The 17,253-nt window shown below is 43.3% G+C and carries 15 protein-coding genes; 4 read left to right on the forward strand and 11 right to left on the reverse strand.

The genetic code is table 11. The features are described from left to right. Window positions 1–34: 34 nt before the first annotated feature. From EV213_RS01155 to EV213_RS01165, 3 genes are all read right to left on the reverse strand, one after another. Window positions 35–1,015 (reverse strand): hypothetical protein, encoded by a 981-nt coding sequence (locus EV213_RS01155; protein WP_133578638.1) that lies wholly within the window; start codon window positions 1,013–1,015, stop codon window positions 35–37. Window positions 1,016–1,030: 15 nt separating this feature from the next. After that, on the reverse strand, window positions 1,031–1,825 hold the full coding sequence (locus tag EV213_RS01160; RefSeq protein ID WP_166639111.1) for an SDR family oxidoreductase: 795 nt from the start codon (window positions 1,823–1,825) through the stop codon (window positions 1,031–1,033). A 276-nt stretch (window positions 1,826–2,101) separates the two neighbouring features. Further along, on the reverse strand, window positions 2,102–4,060 hold the full coding sequence (locus EV213_RS01165; RefSeq protein WP_133578640.1) for a heavy metal translocating P-type ATPase: 1,959 nt from the start codon (window positions 4,058–4,060) through the stop codon (window positions 2,102–2,104). Between the two features lie 206 nt (window positions 4,061–4,266). On the opposite strand from EV213_RS01165, the gene EV213_RS01170 reads away from it, so the two are divergent. Further along, on the forward strand, window positions 4,267–4,863 hold the full coding sequence (locus tag EV213_RS01170) for a methyltransferase domain-containing protein (protein ID WP_133578641.1): 597 nt from the start codon (window positions 4,267–4,269) through the stop codon (window positions 4,861–4,863). A gap of 50 nt (window positions 4,864–4,913) precedes the next feature. On the opposite strand, the gene EV213_RS01175 is transcribed toward EV213_RS01170, so the two are convergent. Continuing rightward, window positions 4,914–5,906 (reverse strand): S-layer homology domain-containing protein, encoded by a 993-nt coding sequence (locus EV213_RS01175; protein WP_133578642.1) that lies wholly within the window; start codon window positions 5,904–5,906, stop codon window positions 4,914–4,916. 1,738 nt (window positions 5,907–7,644) lie between these two features. Here EV213_RS01175 and EV213_RS01180 point away from each other — a divergent pair. Further along, window positions 7,645–8,490: an STAS domain-containing protein gene (locus tag EV213_RS01180; RefSeq protein ID WP_133578643.1), complete on the forward strand. Its 846-nt coding sequence runs from the start codon at window positions 7,645–7,647 to the stop codon at window positions 8,488–8,490. 19 nt (window positions 8,491–8,509) lie between these two features. On the opposite strand, the gene EV213_RS01185 is transcribed toward EV213_RS01180, so the two are convergent. From EV213_RS01185 to EV213_RS01210, 6 genes are all read right to left on the reverse strand, one after another. Next, window positions 8,510–8,926: a hypothetical protein gene (locus EV213_RS01185; protein ID WP_133578644.1), complete on the reverse strand. Its 417-nt coding sequence runs from the start codon at window positions 8,924–8,926 to the stop codon at window positions 8,510–8,512. Window positions 8,927–9,240: 314 nt separating this feature from the next. Next, a complete protein-coding gene (locus EV213_RS01190) occupies window positions 9,241–10,254 on the reverse strand; it encodes an ABC transporter ATP-binding protein (RefSeq protein ID WP_166639112.1) in 1,014 nt (337 codons plus the stop codon). Further along, window positions 10,251–11,282, reverse strand: a complete 1,032-nt coding sequence (locus EV213_RS01195; RefSeq protein ID WP_243739941.1) for an ABC transporter ATP-binding protein — start codon at window positions 11,280–11,282, stop codon at window positions 10,251–10,253. Before EV213_RS01195 ends, EV213_RS01190 begins: the two co-directional genes overlap by 4 nt. A gap of 20 nt (window positions 11,283–11,302) precedes the next feature. Next, the gene (gene opp3C / locus EV213_RS01200) at window positions 11,303–12,322 is read right to left on the reverse strand and encodes an oligopeptide ABC transporter permease (RefSeq protein ID WP_133578646.1); all 1,020 of its coding nucleotides are present in this window, start codon (window positions 12,320–12,322) and stop codon (window positions 11,303–11,305) included. After that, window positions 12,322–13,251, reverse strand: a complete 930-nt coding sequence (locus EV213_RS01205; RefSeq protein WP_133578647.1) for an ABC transporter permease — start codon at window positions 13,249–13,251, stop codon at window positions 12,322–12,324. Before EV213_RS01205 ends, opp3C begins: the two co-directional genes overlap by 1 nt. A 117-nt stretch (window positions 13,252–13,368) precedes the next feature. Continuing rightward, on the reverse strand, window positions 13,369–15,081 hold the full coding sequence (locus tag EV213_RS01210; RefSeq protein ID WP_243739959.1) for a peptide ABC transporter substrate-binding protein: 1,713 nt from the start codon (window positions 15,079–15,081) through the stop codon (window positions 13,369–13,371). Window positions 15,082–15,481: 400 nt separating this feature from the next. Between EV213_RS01210 and EV213_RS01215 the strand changes: the two genes are divergently transcribed. After that, complete coding sequence (locus EV213_RS01215) at window positions 15,482–15,814, forward strand: DUF3899 domain-containing protein (RefSeq protein ID WP_133578649.1); 333 nt, start codon at window positions 15,482–15,484, stop codon at window positions 15,812–15,814. Between the two features lie 85 nt (window positions 15,815–15,899). On the opposite strand, the gene EV213_RS01220 is transcribed toward EV213_RS01215, so the two are convergent. Then, complete coding sequence (locus EV213_RS01220; protein ID WP_133578650.1) at window positions 15,900–16,403, reverse strand: DNA topology modulation protein; 504 nt, start codon at window positions 16,401–16,403, stop codon at window positions 15,900–15,902. Between the two features lie 621 nt (window positions 16,404–17,024). Here EV213_RS01220 and EV213_RS20955 point away from each other — a divergent pair. Next, on the forward strand, window positions 17,025–17,253 hold a 229-nt coding region (locus tag EV213_RS20955; protein WP_208112699.1), incomplete at its 3' end, for a hypothetical protein.

The raw sequence follows: 17,253 nt of genomic DNA on the forward strand, positions 1-17,253 counted from the left end.
GAGAGCATTTTGCCTCGCGTTTATTTGCACCGTTTTATATTGATGGCCGTACTTTTTTTATGAGCTTTAACACGCCAAAGATAAGAAACGTTAAGACAAACACGAGCAAGTAATCAATCATCGGAATGAACGTAATCTGCACAACGTTGGACACTTGCCCGCTATATGCAAGGACAACCCCTGCTACATAGAGCACTATCATCGTGCGCCTTGTCCATTTCGAGAACCCTAGCCCATGCATTTGGGTGACGATAAAAATCGCTAAAAAACCGAACAAAAACATTGGCCACATCCCATTGGCTTGTTGAATCGCAACCATTGTTCCATGGGCAACGACAAGCGCCTCTTGCAAAAACGTCCACCAACGATTAAGGTGCACCCTAGTGAAGAAAAGCGACCCCTGCAGCATGAGTAGAAACATATAAATAAAGCCAAATAAATGCCCTTCAGTGGCTACTGTCGGATGAAACCAAAATGTATAAACCAAAGCCCATATAAAATAGTAGCCGTGGTACTTGCGAATAAAGGAGACGCCTTCTTGCGGCAATATGGCCTTTTTTCCAAAGAACATTCCTCTTCGTTGATTTTCAATGATCATTACAAACACAAGAAGAAGAATGACCGAATATTGACTCGAAAACACATGTACGTTTTGAGCAATCCCATCGTACCAAATATGCGTTTGTACAAGATGCAGGATAATAAAAAAGGCATTGATCCCAAGCGCCCATAAATTAAATTTATGGAGGCCCGTTGTGTACCCTGGTTTTTGTTTTTGCGCATACCAGATAAGCCACCACATCGAAACTTGGTGGAGCGTGTACAAACTCCATGCCGAAAATTGTGACCAAAACGTCGGGTTCGGCAACTTCCAGTAGTACCAGGTTGCCCCCTGATCCGGCAATAACTCAATCGATTCAAGACGTGGACCAAGAAGCCAAATAACATACGTAAATACAAAGCTAAACGCAATACCTCCGCAGAGTGCCCAAACGGCCCCATTGTTTTTCTTCATCCCATAGTATCCTCCTTATGATGTCAACACTTGACGCTTACGTAGTTTCCCAAGCAGCACTCTAGCAAGAATTTTGCGACGCGTCAGCCACTGAATTCGCTTCCCCGACGTTTGATTGCTAAGCATGTTTTTAACGAGCCACGGGGTCACGGTTTCCACACGATCACCAAGCAAATTTAAAGCACGTTTCATTTGCGCTTCTTTTTCTGAACCCACTTCATAAACCCCAGTCATCAGCTCCGTCACGACCATTCCCGGAGAAATACTTCCAATAATCAAAGGCAGATTCTCCGCTTCTTTTGCCAATGCCTCAGTAAAATAGCGAATGGCTGCTTTCGTCGTCCCGTAGATCGTTAAGTCCTTCATTTTACGGCCGTCACTCCCAAAGCCTTCGACGTTATAGAGCGCACCGAAACCCTGCGTCTTCATCCCATTTAAAGCAATATGAGAGCCAATAATTGTCCCCAATACATTTGTTTGCAGCACCTCTTGTATATCCTGCGTCGCTTGCTCCCATGTTCGTATTGGTGGGTTGGTCATCCCCGCATTGTTAACCCAAAGATCAACTTTATCCCACTCCATAATCGCACGATCCCAAAGGCGTTTGAGCTCACTTTCAACAGTCACATCACACCGAAGACCAATGACTCGCCCTTCCCCATACATTTCTTGAAGTACTTTAACTGCCTTTTCTAGGGACATCGAATTCCGACCATTCACAACGACGTGACAGCCTTTATCTAAGAACGAGGCAGCAAGTCCATATCCAATTCCTCGCGTACTGCCGGTTATGACCACGACCTTATTCATCCATATCACTCCTCGTCTACCTTTCGTTATGTGCATAATCACATATTAACCTGTTCATTTCCCTTTGTATATACTTGACTCGCAATGAATTGTGACCATTTGATAGACAAAAGCGTGCAAAAAAGACCCTAGCCGAGTTGGCTGGGTCTTCGATTTAACATTTTTAGGATGAATTCTAAACGGAAAATTCACCGTTCTTCAATACGCAGCGTTTTGGCAGTCAAAAGAAGGATACAATCAAGATCAAGTCAGTTTGACATATACTCTTTACCTATTCTATCCTTCCGCAACCAGCGTACGAATCGGACAGCCTTGACACTCTTCACGTTTCGTCCATACACGTGGCGCCACAACCTCACCTTTGAGAAGACGTAGACCGTTAAAAATAACGAGTAACGTCGAACCTTCATGACCAATGACACCAAGCGGCAATTGAAGGTCAAGAAAGAGGTTGAAAATAATGAGAGATGCAATGACTGCGGCTGAAAAACCAAGATTTTGCCGGATCACACGCTTTGTCTTTTTGGCACGTCGGATGGTTGTTGCTAATCGTTCAAGGTCTTCCTTCATTAGCACAAGGTCAGACACCTCTAAAGCGACATCCGTGCCGCTGCCCATGGCCACACCAATATCTGCCTGAGCAAGTGCAGGGGCGTCGTTGATGCCATCCCCGACCATAAGAACGGTCTCCCCTTCTTTTTGTTTCGCTTGAATGTACGCCCTTTTGTCTTCTGGCAAACAGTTCGCCTTCACCTCTTTTATCCCTAAAGCGTTAGCGACAGCCACTGCACTCCGGGAATGGTCGCCCGTGAGCAATACGGGCACAACACCAACAGCACGCAAAGACAACAGTGCGGATGCCGCTTCTTCCCTTAACGTATCTTCGAGGGCAAACACTGCCTGTATAGAGCTTTGAGCGCCTACATAGACAAGCGTACGTCCTTCCAACTCCCACTTTTTGAATAACGTTTTATTCGCTTCGATGCCATTCTCCTCAAGAAATGCTTCGTTTCCAACCCACCATTTGTCTCCATTAAGTTTGGCACAGACACCTCTTCCTGGAATCGTTTCAAGCGTTTCAACATGAAGCAAAGAAGTTTCTCCTATATAGTCGACAATAGCGTCCGCTAATGGGTGGTTAGCGGATGACTCAATAGTAGCAACATTTAGCAGAATATCCTTTCGGCGCTCCTCATTCGCAACCCATAGCTGCGTCACCTCTGGGGTCCCTTTCGTCAATGTCCCCGTTTTATCAAACACGATGCTGGTAACCTTGCTCAGCTGCTCTAATCGATCTCCTCCACGAAACAAGACGCCTTCTCGTGCCGATGCGCTCATCGCAGATAGAGTCGCTGGCATGATGGACGCGATGACCGCACAAGGGGATGCAACGACAAGCAAGACCATCGCTTTGTATAACGCGTCTTCCCATGCCCAACCAAAAGCAAGTGGCGGTACGATAGCCAAAGCGAACGAGAGCAGCAGCACACCATACACATAAAGACCTTCATAGCGCTCCATTACGTTCTGGCTGGCCGGCTTTTCGTTCTGTGCTTCCCTTACTGTCTCAATCATCTTCTGAAAAAGAGAATCCTCAGGTGCCGTCGTTGTTTCAACGTGCAAGATCCCACCGTGATTCATTGTCCCTGCATAAACGTTTGCACCGCTCGATTTGTCTACTGGGAGAGATTCTCCTGTTAAAGACGCTTCGTTCACAGTGCTCGCTCCGTACGTTACGATACCATCGACTGGAACGAGCTCACCAGGCTTAACGCGAACCGTATCCCCGATCTGAAGTTCACGCAAAGACACATCCTCCCAACCTGCCTCTGTTAATTTCCAGGCGATAGAAGGAGCTTCTTTCAATAAACGTGTTAGCGAGCGCTGATTTTTTTCTTCTGCTATTCGTTCAAGCGCGCCGCTAAAGGCAAAAATCAGCAGCAATAAAGCGCCCTCCATCCAAAAACCTAACCACGCAGCCGCCAGTGCAGCAATAATCATTAATAGCTCAACATTAATTTTTCGTTGCTGGAACGTTTCCACGATGCCTTCCTTCGCTTTAAAATAGCCTCCAAACACGTAGGCGATTAAATAACTTGCAACGGAAAGTTGCGCGAATTGTAGGCTAGACAAAACGACTGCGACAATTAAGAAAACAGCACACCCTACTGCAAGTTGCACTTCACGATGCTTTCCAAATTGGAAGACACGCTTCATCACTTGATCATTCCACATATCATCACCTCTATTGATAATTATTATTAACTAATATTTATATTCATATTGAAATATACCACTATGATATGCGAATGAAAAGCATTTAACTCAAAAATAATTGAGAAAAATATTTTTTAATTGAGAATAAAAGTCACTCTCAAAAGTTTTCTCATATTGATCGACTTTCACGCGTACTTATCTGCTATAGAAAGGATGGTGTGCTCATGACCTTCGATTACATCGATTATTGGGAGCGTAACTACAAGGATGGCGGAACATCAGGAAGTGGTTCTTACGGGGTACTGGCAGATTTTAAAGCGGAAGTCGTGAATACATTCATCAAAGACTATAATGTCCAGAAGGTAGTTGAATTTGGTTGCGGAGATGGGCATCAGCTACAAAAAATGAACTATCAGCACTATTTAGGTCTTGATGTGGCATCGTCTGCCATACAACGCTGTGCAAGCCTGTTTAAAGATGACCCAACGAAAAGCTTTATGCTGTATAAACCTGGCGCTTTCTCTAATCAAGGGTTTTTCCAAGCGGATATGACCGTCTGCCTTGATGTTTTGTATCATATTACGGACGATCATGATTTTGAGATGACGTTAAAGGACATTTTTGCTTGTTCAGGGGATCTTGTCGTCCTTTATACCAAGTTAACGGATGGCACAGAGGAAGAAGTTGTGCCAACAATAAGGGATCGCGACATCCTGGCACATTTGCGAAGCCATTCCTCCTTTACTATTTTGGAGATCATACCTCAGCGGTTTAAAGATCAGAGTTCTGCCGACTTTATCATTCTTCAACGAAAAGAGTAACAAACAAAAAGCGCAGCGAGAACATTCTCTCGCCACGCTTTTTTGTTTGTTCATAGTTGTGTAGACAGCCCTTTAAATGCTTCGTCCTGCAGCTGATAATAATCTGTGAGCTGCTGTTGGTTTTTGTAGGAAACGAAGCGATCGTAAGCACGTAATGCGGTAAGGCTGCTTCTGTACACTTGCTTTGCTGTGTCGCTGCTGTCGGCATGAGGCTGGAGCTTGTCTAAAAGCTGCAGAACCGTCTTAATGCGGTTCACCTCGTTCTTCAGCGTACTAGTTGTACGACTATCCATTTGGTCTTCCATTTGGTTGAGCACGTACAAGAGATCGTTTTTCGATTGGCTAACACTCTCATTGCTTGCATTCGTGCGACGAAGCTTTTGCAGCTGACGTGGGAATGTGACGTAAAAAACAGCCTCATTTGGTTGGAAACGGCTCGTTCTCACATCCGCCATCGACGCCTGCTCCAGCTGGTACAAAAGTTGGATCCCTTCTGCACGAGTCATTGACTCGAACGGAGCATACGATTCTAATGTTCGCTTTGTCCCCATCCCTTTGGCAATTCCTTTGTCATACATCCAATTGACGGTCTCAGACTCATACCAAAATGTCTTCGCTTCATAGCTGTAAACAATGGTGTCTGCCGCTTCCACTCGATTGATCGGCGCATTCATGACAGAATAGTCAATATGTCCTCTAAAAGAGGCAAGAATCGGGTACCCATAATACACAGCTGTTTCTAAAACACTCGATGACCATGCCTTTGGTTCAACTGGCGACTGGAATTGGATCGGTTCTAAGTAGCGAAAGAGCATGGCAAACCACTGTGCTCGCGTTAATAAACGATTCGGGGCAAACAAGGTATTCTCTTTGTTTATACCTTTTATGTAATTGTTATTGTCCCCCCATGTGATCGCCTTTTTGGCCCAGTGGTTCGATGAGACGTCGCTGAAAGCCGCATTGGCCGTCGCTGGTGACACCGTATTGCCCACAACGAAAACGATTAAAACAGCAAGCAAAAATTGAGACGATTTTTTCATCATTTTCTCTCTCCCCCTAAAATGACAAAATCCTCTCTATACAATTTCGCAAGAGTGGAAGCATATGGGTTGGTACAACGTATAAATTTTATATTTACCAACACTGTAGATACATATATTCCATATGTCCTTTCAACATTCCTCTATAAAACTTTAGGATTAATTTAGAATCTAGTGCCCCATCAGATAACGTAGATCTTATCTTATTCAGGATGAGTTATCGTTCTTGTTTTCGTACAAGTGCACCTTCAACTCGAGAAGACCTCGTCATGACTTCTTAGTCGTGGAGTCTCGCTAGTCGTCGCTTTTGGTTTATGGTAAAGGGCGAATCAAATGAGAAAGATCTTTTTTGGTTTCATTTTCAACAGTTACCACGACATTCGATCTACCTTGAAACAGTGCACTGACTTGTCTTATTTGGTTACCACAAGGCTTTTTACCCTCTATACAACACCGAGTGTGTAGTGCAAAACAAAAGTGCATAACTTTGCAAGCCAATATTTCGTTGCAACTTTACATGGAGAGTTGGGCGTGCTAGCCTATTTGGCTAAGCCAATGCCTTATGGCGCTTGGCTTCTTGGCGTAAAGTGCACGCCCATAGAGGCTCCATGTCAAGTTGCATTACTGTGTAGGTGCAATTGCAATGTTATGCATTTCTACATTGCCTAACACACCGAGCCACAATAAACAATGCACAAAGAAATAAACATCAGCGTAGTCAACAACGTAGACTCTAGTGGGATCAGTGCGAGCTGAAGATCCCCTCGAAAAAGCCTGCTTTTTCGTGGAAGCTGAAGCCGTGCCCCACAGAAAGCGAAGTTTGTTGACGGAGCGGTCGACATTCCCGTTCACCTTAGCGCATCTTCAACTCAAATGGACCTCGTCGTATTTTCATTGTTGCTGGAGTCTCGCTAGTCGTCGCTTTTGGTTTATGCTAAAGGGCGAATCAAATGAGAAAGATCTTTTTTGGTTTCATTTTCAACAGTTACCACGACATTCATGTAAAAGGCATCCGATGATCTACTTTGAAACAGTGCACTGACTTGCCTTATTTAGTTTCCACAAGGCTTTTTACTTACGAGACCGAGCCATAAATGTTCGCAGAAACAAACTCAGCGTAGTCAACAACGTAGACTCTAGTGGGATCAGCGCGAGCTGAAGATCCCCTCGGAAAGCAAGATTCCCAGGAAGCTGAAGCCGTGCCCCACAGAAAGCGAAGTTTGTTGACGGAGCGGTCGACATTCCCGTGCACCTCGTCATGTTTTCTTTTCACCCATCGGGTACAAGTGCAACATCGACTCGAAAAGACCTCGTCGTGTTTTCTTTGCTGCTGGAGTCTCACTAGTGACCGCTTTTGGTTATTGTAAAGAACGAATGAAATGCGATAGACCTCGTTGGTTCAATTTCGGCCATGACCAACTAAGGTAGTGGAAAGGGCACTAGTTAGCATATGGGTCGCTTTGGTGATTTTCGGCAGGACTCTCGCTAATGTCCGCTTTGGTTATTACGTATACACAAGGGCAATACTTTAGTTATTCTTCTCTCTCCAAGTCTCTACTTTCAAGACATAAGTCTGCTCATTTAGCTAATTGGTGAGAGTCCCCGGAGCGATTTGGAAGGTGAAAAGAATTTGTCCATCAATTCATTAAAAAAAACGTTACGACTTCCACTTTTTGCTTTACAATAAAAGAAGTAGATTTTTTATCGAGTCAATAATGACATTGATCAGGAGTGTGAATTCATGCAATTAGAACCAACGACACCGCTTCATCTAACCGGGGAACTGCTTTCAACTAATAAAGACCATCTTATTAAACAGGCACTTGCTTCCTCTTTTGCCGGCACACTATCATCGAATACAACGATTCTATCAGACAGCCTCTGTCCACTGGAAGCCTCCTTTTCACACATTCTCGATTTGATGAGCAGTCATTTAAAGGGCAATACAAGTGAAGAGAAGACGTTAGAAGAACTAAACGATCCTGATCATCCCTTGTGGTCCAATGGAGAACATCTCATTTCTATCTTGAACACGATGCCTTATCTTAGTCAACACCTTTGGGAATTGATAGACGAGCATGCAGAATGTCTTCAATTGACCGTCCCTTCAGTGATCCAACTAAATCAAACCATCTCTCTTCTTTTACAACAATTTGTTGCGAGCTGTGCCAATAATTTTATCCAGCATGCCCATGACAACGTCCTGCAATTCACAGCAAAACTAAGTGACCTCTCACTGCCTCTAATAAAAATTACCAATTCGATTGGCATATGCCCAGTGATTGGAGAGATTGATGAGCAACGTGCTAGCGTCTTAATGGAAAAGGCGCTGAATTTTGTTAAAGAACAAGCCATTGAACAACTCATTTTTGACCTTTCAGGAGTAGAACACATCGACACACTCATCGCCAAATACATCTTTGATACCGTGAATGCACTTGAACTAATGGGAGTCCATGTCGTGCTCACTGGATTAAGCACCGAAATCGCCATGTCTACTGTTCAAATGGGCATTCAATTAAACCGTCTGACCGTCCGTCAGAATCTCCAACAAGCCTTGCTGCATTTAGGCATCACCTCTGCATAAACATTAAAACCAGCGCCCATTAGGAAGCTGGTTTTTCGTTGTCTGTGATGGGTTCATACGAGTCATAGATTGAAAGCATCTCTTCCTTTGTCATCCTAGAGCTTTCTGAGTCGACATTTTTAAAACCAGCTACGCTATAAGTAAATCCTGTGTCTGGATCCTTCCAACGAAGGGAAGCGCTTGAGCCATCTTCTTCGTATAATCCTGTTATTTCATTTGATAGATCGATTTCAATCGCTTCATCACTCTCATTAAAACTCGGATTTCCAGTCAACACCATACTATTGTATACGCCATTTTCTTCAAATCTATACATTTGATCAAACCTAAAATGACCTTCACCCAATTTAACAATGTCTGAACGTGTAACCTCGAGTCTCGGATCAGTTGGCAATTTCACATCTTTAAAATTGGCACGGACGTTAGCTTTATCCACTTCTGTTTGATCACACTCCTCTTCGTGAAGGCATGCCCCAAATCTGACAGGAACTTCATCGAGATGAACGATTGGTTTTTCAAGATCATTTGCTGTGGTGGAGGTTCCTGACGGAGAAAAGAAGATAAGGAAAAGTGAAAGAGAGATCACTGCTGCGACGAACAGAAGTAGCCTTTTTTTCGGTAACGCTTACACTCCTTTCCATTGGTAACATATTCTAGAGATGCACTAAAATGTTATAGCTTGGTGAACATCGCTTTAGAAACTAAAAAACACACTGGCGCATCTTTCGACCAGTGTGTTTTTACTTATACTTACGCCATTGCCACGTCTCTAAATTGATCCGCATGCTTTGGATCATGAATATGACATGCAACGTAATGATTGCTTCGCGCTTCTAGCCACTGGGGCACAACCTCCGCACAAACTTCGCGTGCGAACGGACAACGCGTTCGGAATGGACAGCCGCTTGGTGGATCAACCGGACTTGGCACATCTCCTTCAATTACAATACGTTCCCGTGTACGTTCAGCCACTGGATCAGCCAGTGGGATCGCAGACAACAAAGCTCGCGTATAAGGGTGAAGTGGTTCAGCGTACAAATCATCACTACTCGCAAGCTCAGCAAAATGCCCGAGGTACATAACTCCAACACGGTCACTGATGTATTTCACCATCGACAAGTCATGGGCAATGAAAAGGTACGTCAGCCCACGATCTCTTTGCAGGTCCTTCATCAGATTGACAACCTGTGCTTGGATTGATACGTCCAATGCAGAGATTGGTTCATCAGCGATAATAAAATCAGGATCTACTGCCAACGCACGTGCAATCCCAATACGCTGACGTTGTCCACCCGAAAATTCATGGGCATAACGAGTCGCGTGCTCTTTGTTTAAGCCTACCGTTTCAAGCAACTCAGTGACTCGATCGCTTCGTTCTTTATTCAATTTGGCGAGCTTATGAATATCAATGCCTTCTGCAATAATATCACGAACGATTAGTCTCGGATTCAAAGACGAATAAGGATCCTGGAAAATCATTTGCATTTTACGGTCCATGGCGAGTTTGTCTTTTTGTGTCTTTGCACCGTAAACACTTTTGCCGTCGTAAAGGACATCGCCTTCTGTAGGATTGTAGAGACGACTCATCGTTCGACCAACAGTCGATTTACCACAACCAGATTCTCCTACAAGACCGAGTGTCTCCCCTTTATAAATATCAAAGGTAAGTCCATCAACAGCTTTTAATATCTGACCGCGCCCTACGTCAAAGTGCTTTTTTAAACCATCGACATGAATTAACGTTTCATTTTTTTGCTTGCTCATGATGTTGATCCTCCTCCCGCCAACACTCGTTCCGGGGGCTCTACCTTTGGTGAACGTTCATCATTTAACCAGCATGCGGCTTTCTGGGTTTCAGAAATAGGCTCGAGTGCTGGGTTATGGTCCACACACACCTTCATCGCATAAGGACAACGAGCAGCAAAAGGGCAACCCACAGGTGGATCAGACAAATCAGGCGGTGAGCCTGGAATCGCCTGAAGCACTTCTTCCTTCATGTTTGGGTTTGGCATGGAAGAAAGCAATCCCCACGTATACGGGTGCTTTGGCTGATAAAAGATTTCATCAACTGTACCGGTTTCGGCAACCTGTCCTCCGTACATTACAATAACGCGATCCGCCATATTGGCCACGACACCAAGATCATGCGTAATCAACACAATGGCTGTTCCTAGCTTTTCTTTTAAATCATTCATCAACTCAAGAATTTGCGCTTGTATTGTCACGTCTAGGGCGGTGGTTGGCTCATCTGCGATCAATACTTTCGGATCACATGCCAGTGCAATTGCAATGACGACACGTTGTCGCATGCCTCCAGAGAATTGATGAGGAAACTGATCAATCCGCTTTTCAGGATACGGAATTCCGACGAGTCGAAGCAACTCGATCGCTCTCTCTTTTGCTTGAGAACTTGTTAGCTTTTGATGCTTCTTCAACCCTTCAACAATTTGTGCTCCGACTTTCATTGTTGGGTTCAATGCTGACATGGGGTCTTGGAAAATCATTGAGATTTCTTTCCCACGAAGCTTTTGCATTTCTTTTTCTTTATAGTTGATGATGTTTTTCCCTTTATAAAGAATTTCGCCATCTTTGATTTCACCAGGAGGTTTTGGGATTAAACCCATCACAGCACGTGTTGTCACTGATTTCCCAGAACCTGATTCTCCAACGATCGCTAGCGTTTCTCCTTCACGGAGGTCAAAATCCATCCCACGAACCGCTTGAACCTCACCAGCATACGTGTGAAACGAAACGCGCAAATTTTTTACAGACAATATGGGGTCCTTTGCCAAGTTCCACACCTCCTTCTTTGTTAGTCCCTCATTTTCGGATCAATCGCATCGCGCAGGCCGTCTGCTACCATATTGAAACTAATCAACAATACACTAATGACGATCGCAGGAAACAGAACCATGTGAGGGAATGTTTGAAGCGAGTCAAATCCACTATCCACCAATGACCCTAATGATGCTCTAGGAACTGGAACACCTAAGCCAATAAAACTTAGGAAAGCTTCAAAAAAGATCGCAGTCGGAATCGTAAACATTGTCGTAATGATGATCTGCCCGAGTGAATTTGGAAATAAATGCTTAAAAATCAATCTTGAATTGCTAGCACCAAGCGTTCTTGAAGCGAGTATATATTCTTGGTTCTTAAGCTTAAGAATTTGTGACCGAACAATTCTACCCATATTGACCCATCCTGTAATTACCATTGCGAGGATAATTGCTGGTATCCCAGGTTTTAAATAGATTAACAGCATAATGATGACAATTAAATTTGGAATCCCTACGAGCACCTCAATAATTCGTTGCATAATGTTGTCGACTCTACCACCGAAGAAACCTGAAATCGCTCCGTATAACGTACCTATGAGCAAATCCAGCAAGGCTGCTACGACACCAATTAAAAGGGAGATTTGCGTACCTACCCAGACTCTTGTCCAAATATCACGTCCAAGATTATCGCTACCAAACCAATAGTACACATCGTCTAGATTTCGATCTTCATAAGGGTTTGTGCCAATATTCGTTGTCCCATCAAATGGCAGCCAACTAATATTCTCTAACACTGGAATACGTGCAGGTAAATTCGTGTGCATGATTTCCTGATCACTGAACTTATGCCCGCTTATCTCAGGTCCGATAAATGACATTGCCGTTATGATGATAACTAGAAAAATTCCAACGATGGCGCCTTTATTTTTACGTAGCTTGCGGAAAGCATCCTGCCAGAAACTAATGGATGGCCCGCTCACCTTCTCCTGATCAAACGTCTCCGTCGCAGGAGTAAACAAATCTTTGCTGATGTTGTCTTGGGGCTTATTTGCCATTAGTTACTCCCTCCTGCTAAACGAATTCGCGGATCGATAATTCCATAGAAGATATCAATGAGAAAGATCGTTACTATAAATATTACGCTGTAAAACAACGTTGTTCCCATAATTACAGGATAGTCGTTAACAAGAATAGATTGTACAAACTGTTCCCCAATCCCCGGAATACCGAAGATACGTTCAATAACGAGGGAACCTGTCACGATACTTACAACCAAAGGACCTAAAATTGTAATAACTGGAATAAGCGCATTACGAATAGAGTGCTTTATGATTACAGCAAGCGGTGAGACACCTTTTGCTCGTGCGGTAATAATATAGTCTTGTCCAAGTACCTCTATCATCTCAGTTCGCATAAAACGAGCCACCGTTGCAATGACGACAACAGATAGTGCAAGTACTGGCATCACATGATACTCTAATCCGTCCCAGCCTGCTACCGGAAGAATTCTAAACTCCACTCCAAACGAATATTGCATGACACCTGCAAACACGAAGGAAGGAATTGAAATCCCCAGCACAGCTATGATAAGCGCAATATAGTCAATAGACGTGTTTTGCCTTAGTGCTGCGATGATGCCTAAAATTAATCCGACCACCGTTCCTAAAATGATAGCTTCTAAACCTAGTACGGCTGATGGCTGAATACGAGCAGTAATCATTGGAAGGACATCACGCCCTGGATACTGAAACGATTGCCCAAGATCTCCTTGAAACATATTCACCCAAAACGTCACATAGCGTTCTGGCAATGGATCATCCAGACCATAGCGTTCGTTTAATAATTCAATCTGTGCAGGCGAAAGTTTCTCTGCGTTTTTGTATGGCGATCCAGGCAGTCCCTGCATAAGAAGAAATGTCAGTGTCGCAATAACAATAAATGTAACGACCATGTAGCCTAATCTTGATAATGCATATTTCCCCATCATTTCACCTCCAACAGTTTTTTACGTTTGCGATGCAAAGTAATCAAATAGGTATAATTGCATAAAGAAGAGAGCGGCTCGCCTGATGGCCAGCCGCCCTGCTATCGTCAAACGCAGTTAGTTTTTGCTTCCATCAATGGATGCCCACTTGTAGCTGAACTCAGCGCCAAAGACGTGAACATACAAATCTTGTACATATGGCTTACGTAGGTATAGAATACCACGTTGGTAAATTGGAGAAATGGCTACGTCTCCTTCAAGAAGCAATTTTTCAGCTTCAGCAAACAATTCGAAACGCTTTTGAATGTCATCAAATTCAGCAGAAGCTTCTGCCATTAATGCATCGTATTCTTCATTGCAATATTTTCCATCGTTGTTTCCGTTGTCACAGATAAACAATTCAAGGAACGTTTGTGGATCCTGATAGTCAGGTGACCAACCCGAAATAACCATATCAAACTGTTGAGAAGCAGACAAGTCTAAACGCTGTGTAAAAGGCTGTTGGTTAATGTTAACAGTCAATCCTTGCAAGTTTTGTTGCAATTGCTCTTGAATAAACTGTGCTGTTAGGCCTGCACCTTCTGTATCGTCTGTTAACAATTCAATTGTCAAGCTTTCTTGTCCAAGCTCTTGAAGACCTTTTTGGAAATATTCATTAGCCGCATCTGTTGGTTCATCATTAAAAGTCCCTGCAATTTCACGGTAGTCTGCACCATCTTCTGTTTTAGAAAGACCTTGTGGTACTAAGTAATCTGCTGCCACTGAACCGTTGTTTTGAATAACTGTTGCATGACCTTCTTTGTCATAACCTAGCTCAATTGCACGACGGATGTTTTCATTTTGGAAATATTCTCTTGTATTGTTGAACAATAGGTAGAATACAGCAGATTCTTTAAATTCATGTAGCTCTTCGTTGCCTTGAAAGCGAGTTGCATACTCACCGCGAAGTCCCCATTTTTGATCAATTTCGCCAGTTTCATACAAACTCATATCAGCCTGCTGGTCTTTTACTACCTGTACATTTACAGCTGCAAGCTGTACAGTTTCAGCATCCCAATATCCTTCGTTTTTAGCGAACGACCAGCCTGCGCCTGGATTCCATTCGCTAAGAACGAAAGGCCCATTGTACAACGTGTTTTCAACCGTTGTCCCATAAGCTCCGCCTTTTTCTGTAGCGAATGCTTCTGGTTGCGGGAAGTATACAGGGAAGGCAAGCAACCCTTTAAAATAAGGTACTGGGTTTTCTAGTGTGATTTCTAACGTTTTTTCGTCGACAGCTTTTACTCCAAGCTGATCAACTTGTCCAAACACATCGCTACCATCCGTGATGATCGCCGTTGCGTTCTTCACAGGTGCAAAGATGTACGCATACTGAGAAAGCGTGTCTGGCGATAATGCTTTTTGCCAAGCGTAAACGAAGTCTCCTGCAGTCACAGGTTCTTCATTAGACCATTTGGCATCATCGCGGATTTTAAATGTCCAAACAGTGCCGTCTTCAGAAATGGTTGGTTCTTCTGCTGCCATCCCTAGTACAGTTTGATCATTTTCGTCCATACGAAGAAGACCTTCCATTGCGTTATTTAATGCGGTAAATGAGATGGTGTCAGTAATTTGAGTTGAGTCCATTGAACTAATTTCGTCACCTTCACTCAAGTTCAATACTTGCTCACCAGCTGCTGCACTTTCGTCAGTCGCTTGTTCTTCCGTGGTTTCCCCGTCAGTGCCATTGTCAGCACTTTCTGTGTCTGAGCCGCCGCCGCTACATGCAGAGATGACAAGCATCAATGCAGCAACAAGTGCAAACAGCCAAAACTTTGTACCTTTTTTCATCACGTTCTTACCCCCTAATAGTCTTATGAAATTCTTCCAAGCTAGGCCTTTTTACAGATGCATAAAAAAACCCTTGTCTACCATTATACAAATTCCATGAACATTTTGCACGCGTTTTATTAAAAATTTATTATCGTAAAATCAGTTTTATTGTGAGACTAGCTGAAATTTGCGAAATCTCTTATTTTCAAAAAACCCTTTGGGACTGCAATGTTTTAAAGTGTCAATGTGCGATTGTCTCACAAGGGCTTCCCTACTTTCTATACTAAAATAATTTGATGCTATAAACTGTTGTCAGTGTTTTCTGACCTAATTCCAAGTCGATTTTCCTATCATTTCTAGGGATTAAAACATGCTATGATAAAAAAGTAGATCTACACTGAACGGGAGGATAATTATAATGCCTAAGAAATATTTATACACTTATATCGCTGGTGTTTTGTTGACTGCTCTTTTTGTAGTTTGGTATCAGGAAGTCACGTTACGTACAATTGCGGATTCTCTGTTTACAATCTCATTGCTCTTTTTATGCGTTGGTTTGTTTTCGAAGATTTTTGGTGCTGGTTTTTTTAACGGTTTTATATCTGGCTTAAAAAAACTTCGACGTTTAGAATCTGGAGAACAATCCTCAAACACACCATCTGAACAGCATACAAAAACACACCCTGCACGATTATTCCTTGTGGTTGGAGGAACATTTCTAGTTCTCAGCCTTGTCCTCGCTTATCTATAAACAAACTATGACCGAGCAAAACGAGTAAGCGCACTTTATTCACCAGTCTGAATCAGTCATTATGGCTGGTTCATTCTTTGGTCCACTACAATGTATTTAAAAAACCCTTCACATTCTTTTGCGATGTAAGATGAACGACTTTTTTATCACTTGCCACCTGTTCTAGTTTTCTGATGACCTCAGGTCGTTTAGTTGCAGGATACGTCCATACCCATTTTAAGAAAGCTAGATCCACTTTTTCTGAACAACCTTCGCCCATATCCACTCTCGTTTTATTCCGATACTGAAGCCATCGTTTTACTACTCGATACGTACATAGAAGACGGGGCAAATCTATAAAGATGATTGTATCCGCAGCAGCGATACGAACGTCCATTGTTCGGCTGAAGTTGCCATCGATAATCCACTTTTCTTTTGCAAGCTCTGCTTGTATAATGCCATCAAAAGTTTTCTGCTCTTCCGGAACCCAGCCCGGCTTCCAATACAAAGCATCCAGATGAACGACTGGAATCCCCAAATCCTTCCCCAGCCTACGTGCAAAAGTCGATTTCCCTGAACCCCCTGATCCAATAATCACTATTCGCTTCAATGATCCCACCCCTTTAACAAATCATTTTCAAGCAGTCGTTTTTAGTAAATGTAATGTTCAGAGGACAAATTCGTGATTAGCATCCCTTTATACTATCATTTAATACTCGAGAAGACGCAGAGTAAAACGTGAAAGGTCTGCATATGGCTACTTGCCTACAATAGTACCTTTTAGATGCAGGTAAAACATTTCATGTTTCATCTATTCGACATCTGGGTAAAAAGGATTAGTGATCTTCAGAAGCTTGTTCAGAATAAATGATCCAAGCTGCTCTACTCATCTTTGAACAAGCAGCAGTTTCATAAGGCATCTAAAGGAGGTTCTCATTTGTACCATATCAATCACACTCACAAACAAATACATGCCCTTAACGGAGCATGCACATGGATTAAACCTATAATTGAAAAAGACGTTTGCCAAATCCGACAGCTGGTGACGTATCAACGATATACTTTGTGTCCGCGATGTTTTGAATCCGATAGTCAGAACGGACATGCCCCATACTCCAACTCCTACACAACAGAAACCGAATTTCACTTAGGTGACCATAGGTTGTAAATAAGCTCTACTTCATTTGATTCCCTTATCCAAACACACTTTCGAGGCGCGAAGCTGAGTGAGGTGCGGCGTTGCCATCTGGGCAATGAGCACCGAACGAAGCAAAGCAACGACGAAAGCGAGCGTTTCTCAAAAGCCGTATTAGGCGCATTGAAAACGCTTGGCTTTCGAGGCGCGAAGCTGAGTGAGGCGCGGCGTTGCCATCTGGGCAATGAGCACCGAACGAAGCAAAGCAACGACGAAAGCGAGCGTTTCTCAAAAGCCGTATTAGGCGCATTGAAAACGCTTGGCT

The sequence above is a fragment of the Aureibacillus halotolerans genome (genome assembly GCF_004363045.1).
Taxonomy (GTDB): Bacteria; Bacillota; Bacilli; order Bacillales; family DSM-28697; genus Aureibacillus; species Aureibacillus halotolerans.

Bases quoted from the DNA above. Each gene is read 5' to 3' on its own strand.
- EV213_RS01155 (WP_133578638.1), bottom strand. From the start codon at position 1,015: ATGAAGAAAAACAATGGGGCCGTTTGGGCACTCTGCGGAGGTATTGCG.
- EV213_RS01160 (WP_166639111.1), bottom strand. From the start codon at position 1,825: ATGAATAAGGTCGTGGTCATAACCGGCAGTACGCGAGGAATTGGATAT.
- EV213_RS01165 (WP_133578640.1), bottom strand. From the start codon at position 4,060: ATGTGGAATGATCAAGTGATGAAGCGTGTCTTCCAATTTGGAAAGCAT.
- EV213_RS01170 (WP_133578641.1), top strand. From the start codon at position 4,267: ATGACCTTCGATTACATCGATTATTGGGAGCGTAACTACAAGGATGGC.
- EV213_RS01175 (WP_133578642.1), bottom strand. From the start codon at position 5,906: ATGATGAAAAAATCGTCTCAATTTTTGCTTGCTGTTTTAATCGTTTTC.
- EV213_RS01180 (WP_133578643.1), top strand. From the start codon at position 7,645: ATGCAATTAGAACCAACGACACCGCTTCATCTAACCGGGGAACTGCTT.
- EV213_RS01190 (WP_166639112.1), bottom strand. From the start codon at position 10,254: ATGAGCAAGCAAAAAAATGAAACGTTAATTCATGTCGATGGTTTAAAA.
- opp3C (WP_133578646.1), bottom strand. From the start codon at position 12,322: ATGGCAAATAAGCCCCAAGACAACATCAGCAAAGATTTGTTTACTCCT.
- EV213_RS01205 (WP_133578647.1), bottom strand. From the start codon at position 13,251: ATGGGGAAATATGCATTATCAAGATTAGGCTACATGGTCGTTACATTT.
- EV213_RS01210 (WP_243739959.1), bottom strand. From the start codon at position 15,081: ATGAAAAAAGGTACAAAGTTTTGGCTGTTTGCACTTGTTGCTGCATTG.
- EV213_RS01215 (WP_133578649.1), top strand. From the start codon at position 15,482: ATGCCTAAGAAATATTTATACACTTATATCGCTGGTGTTTTGTTGACT.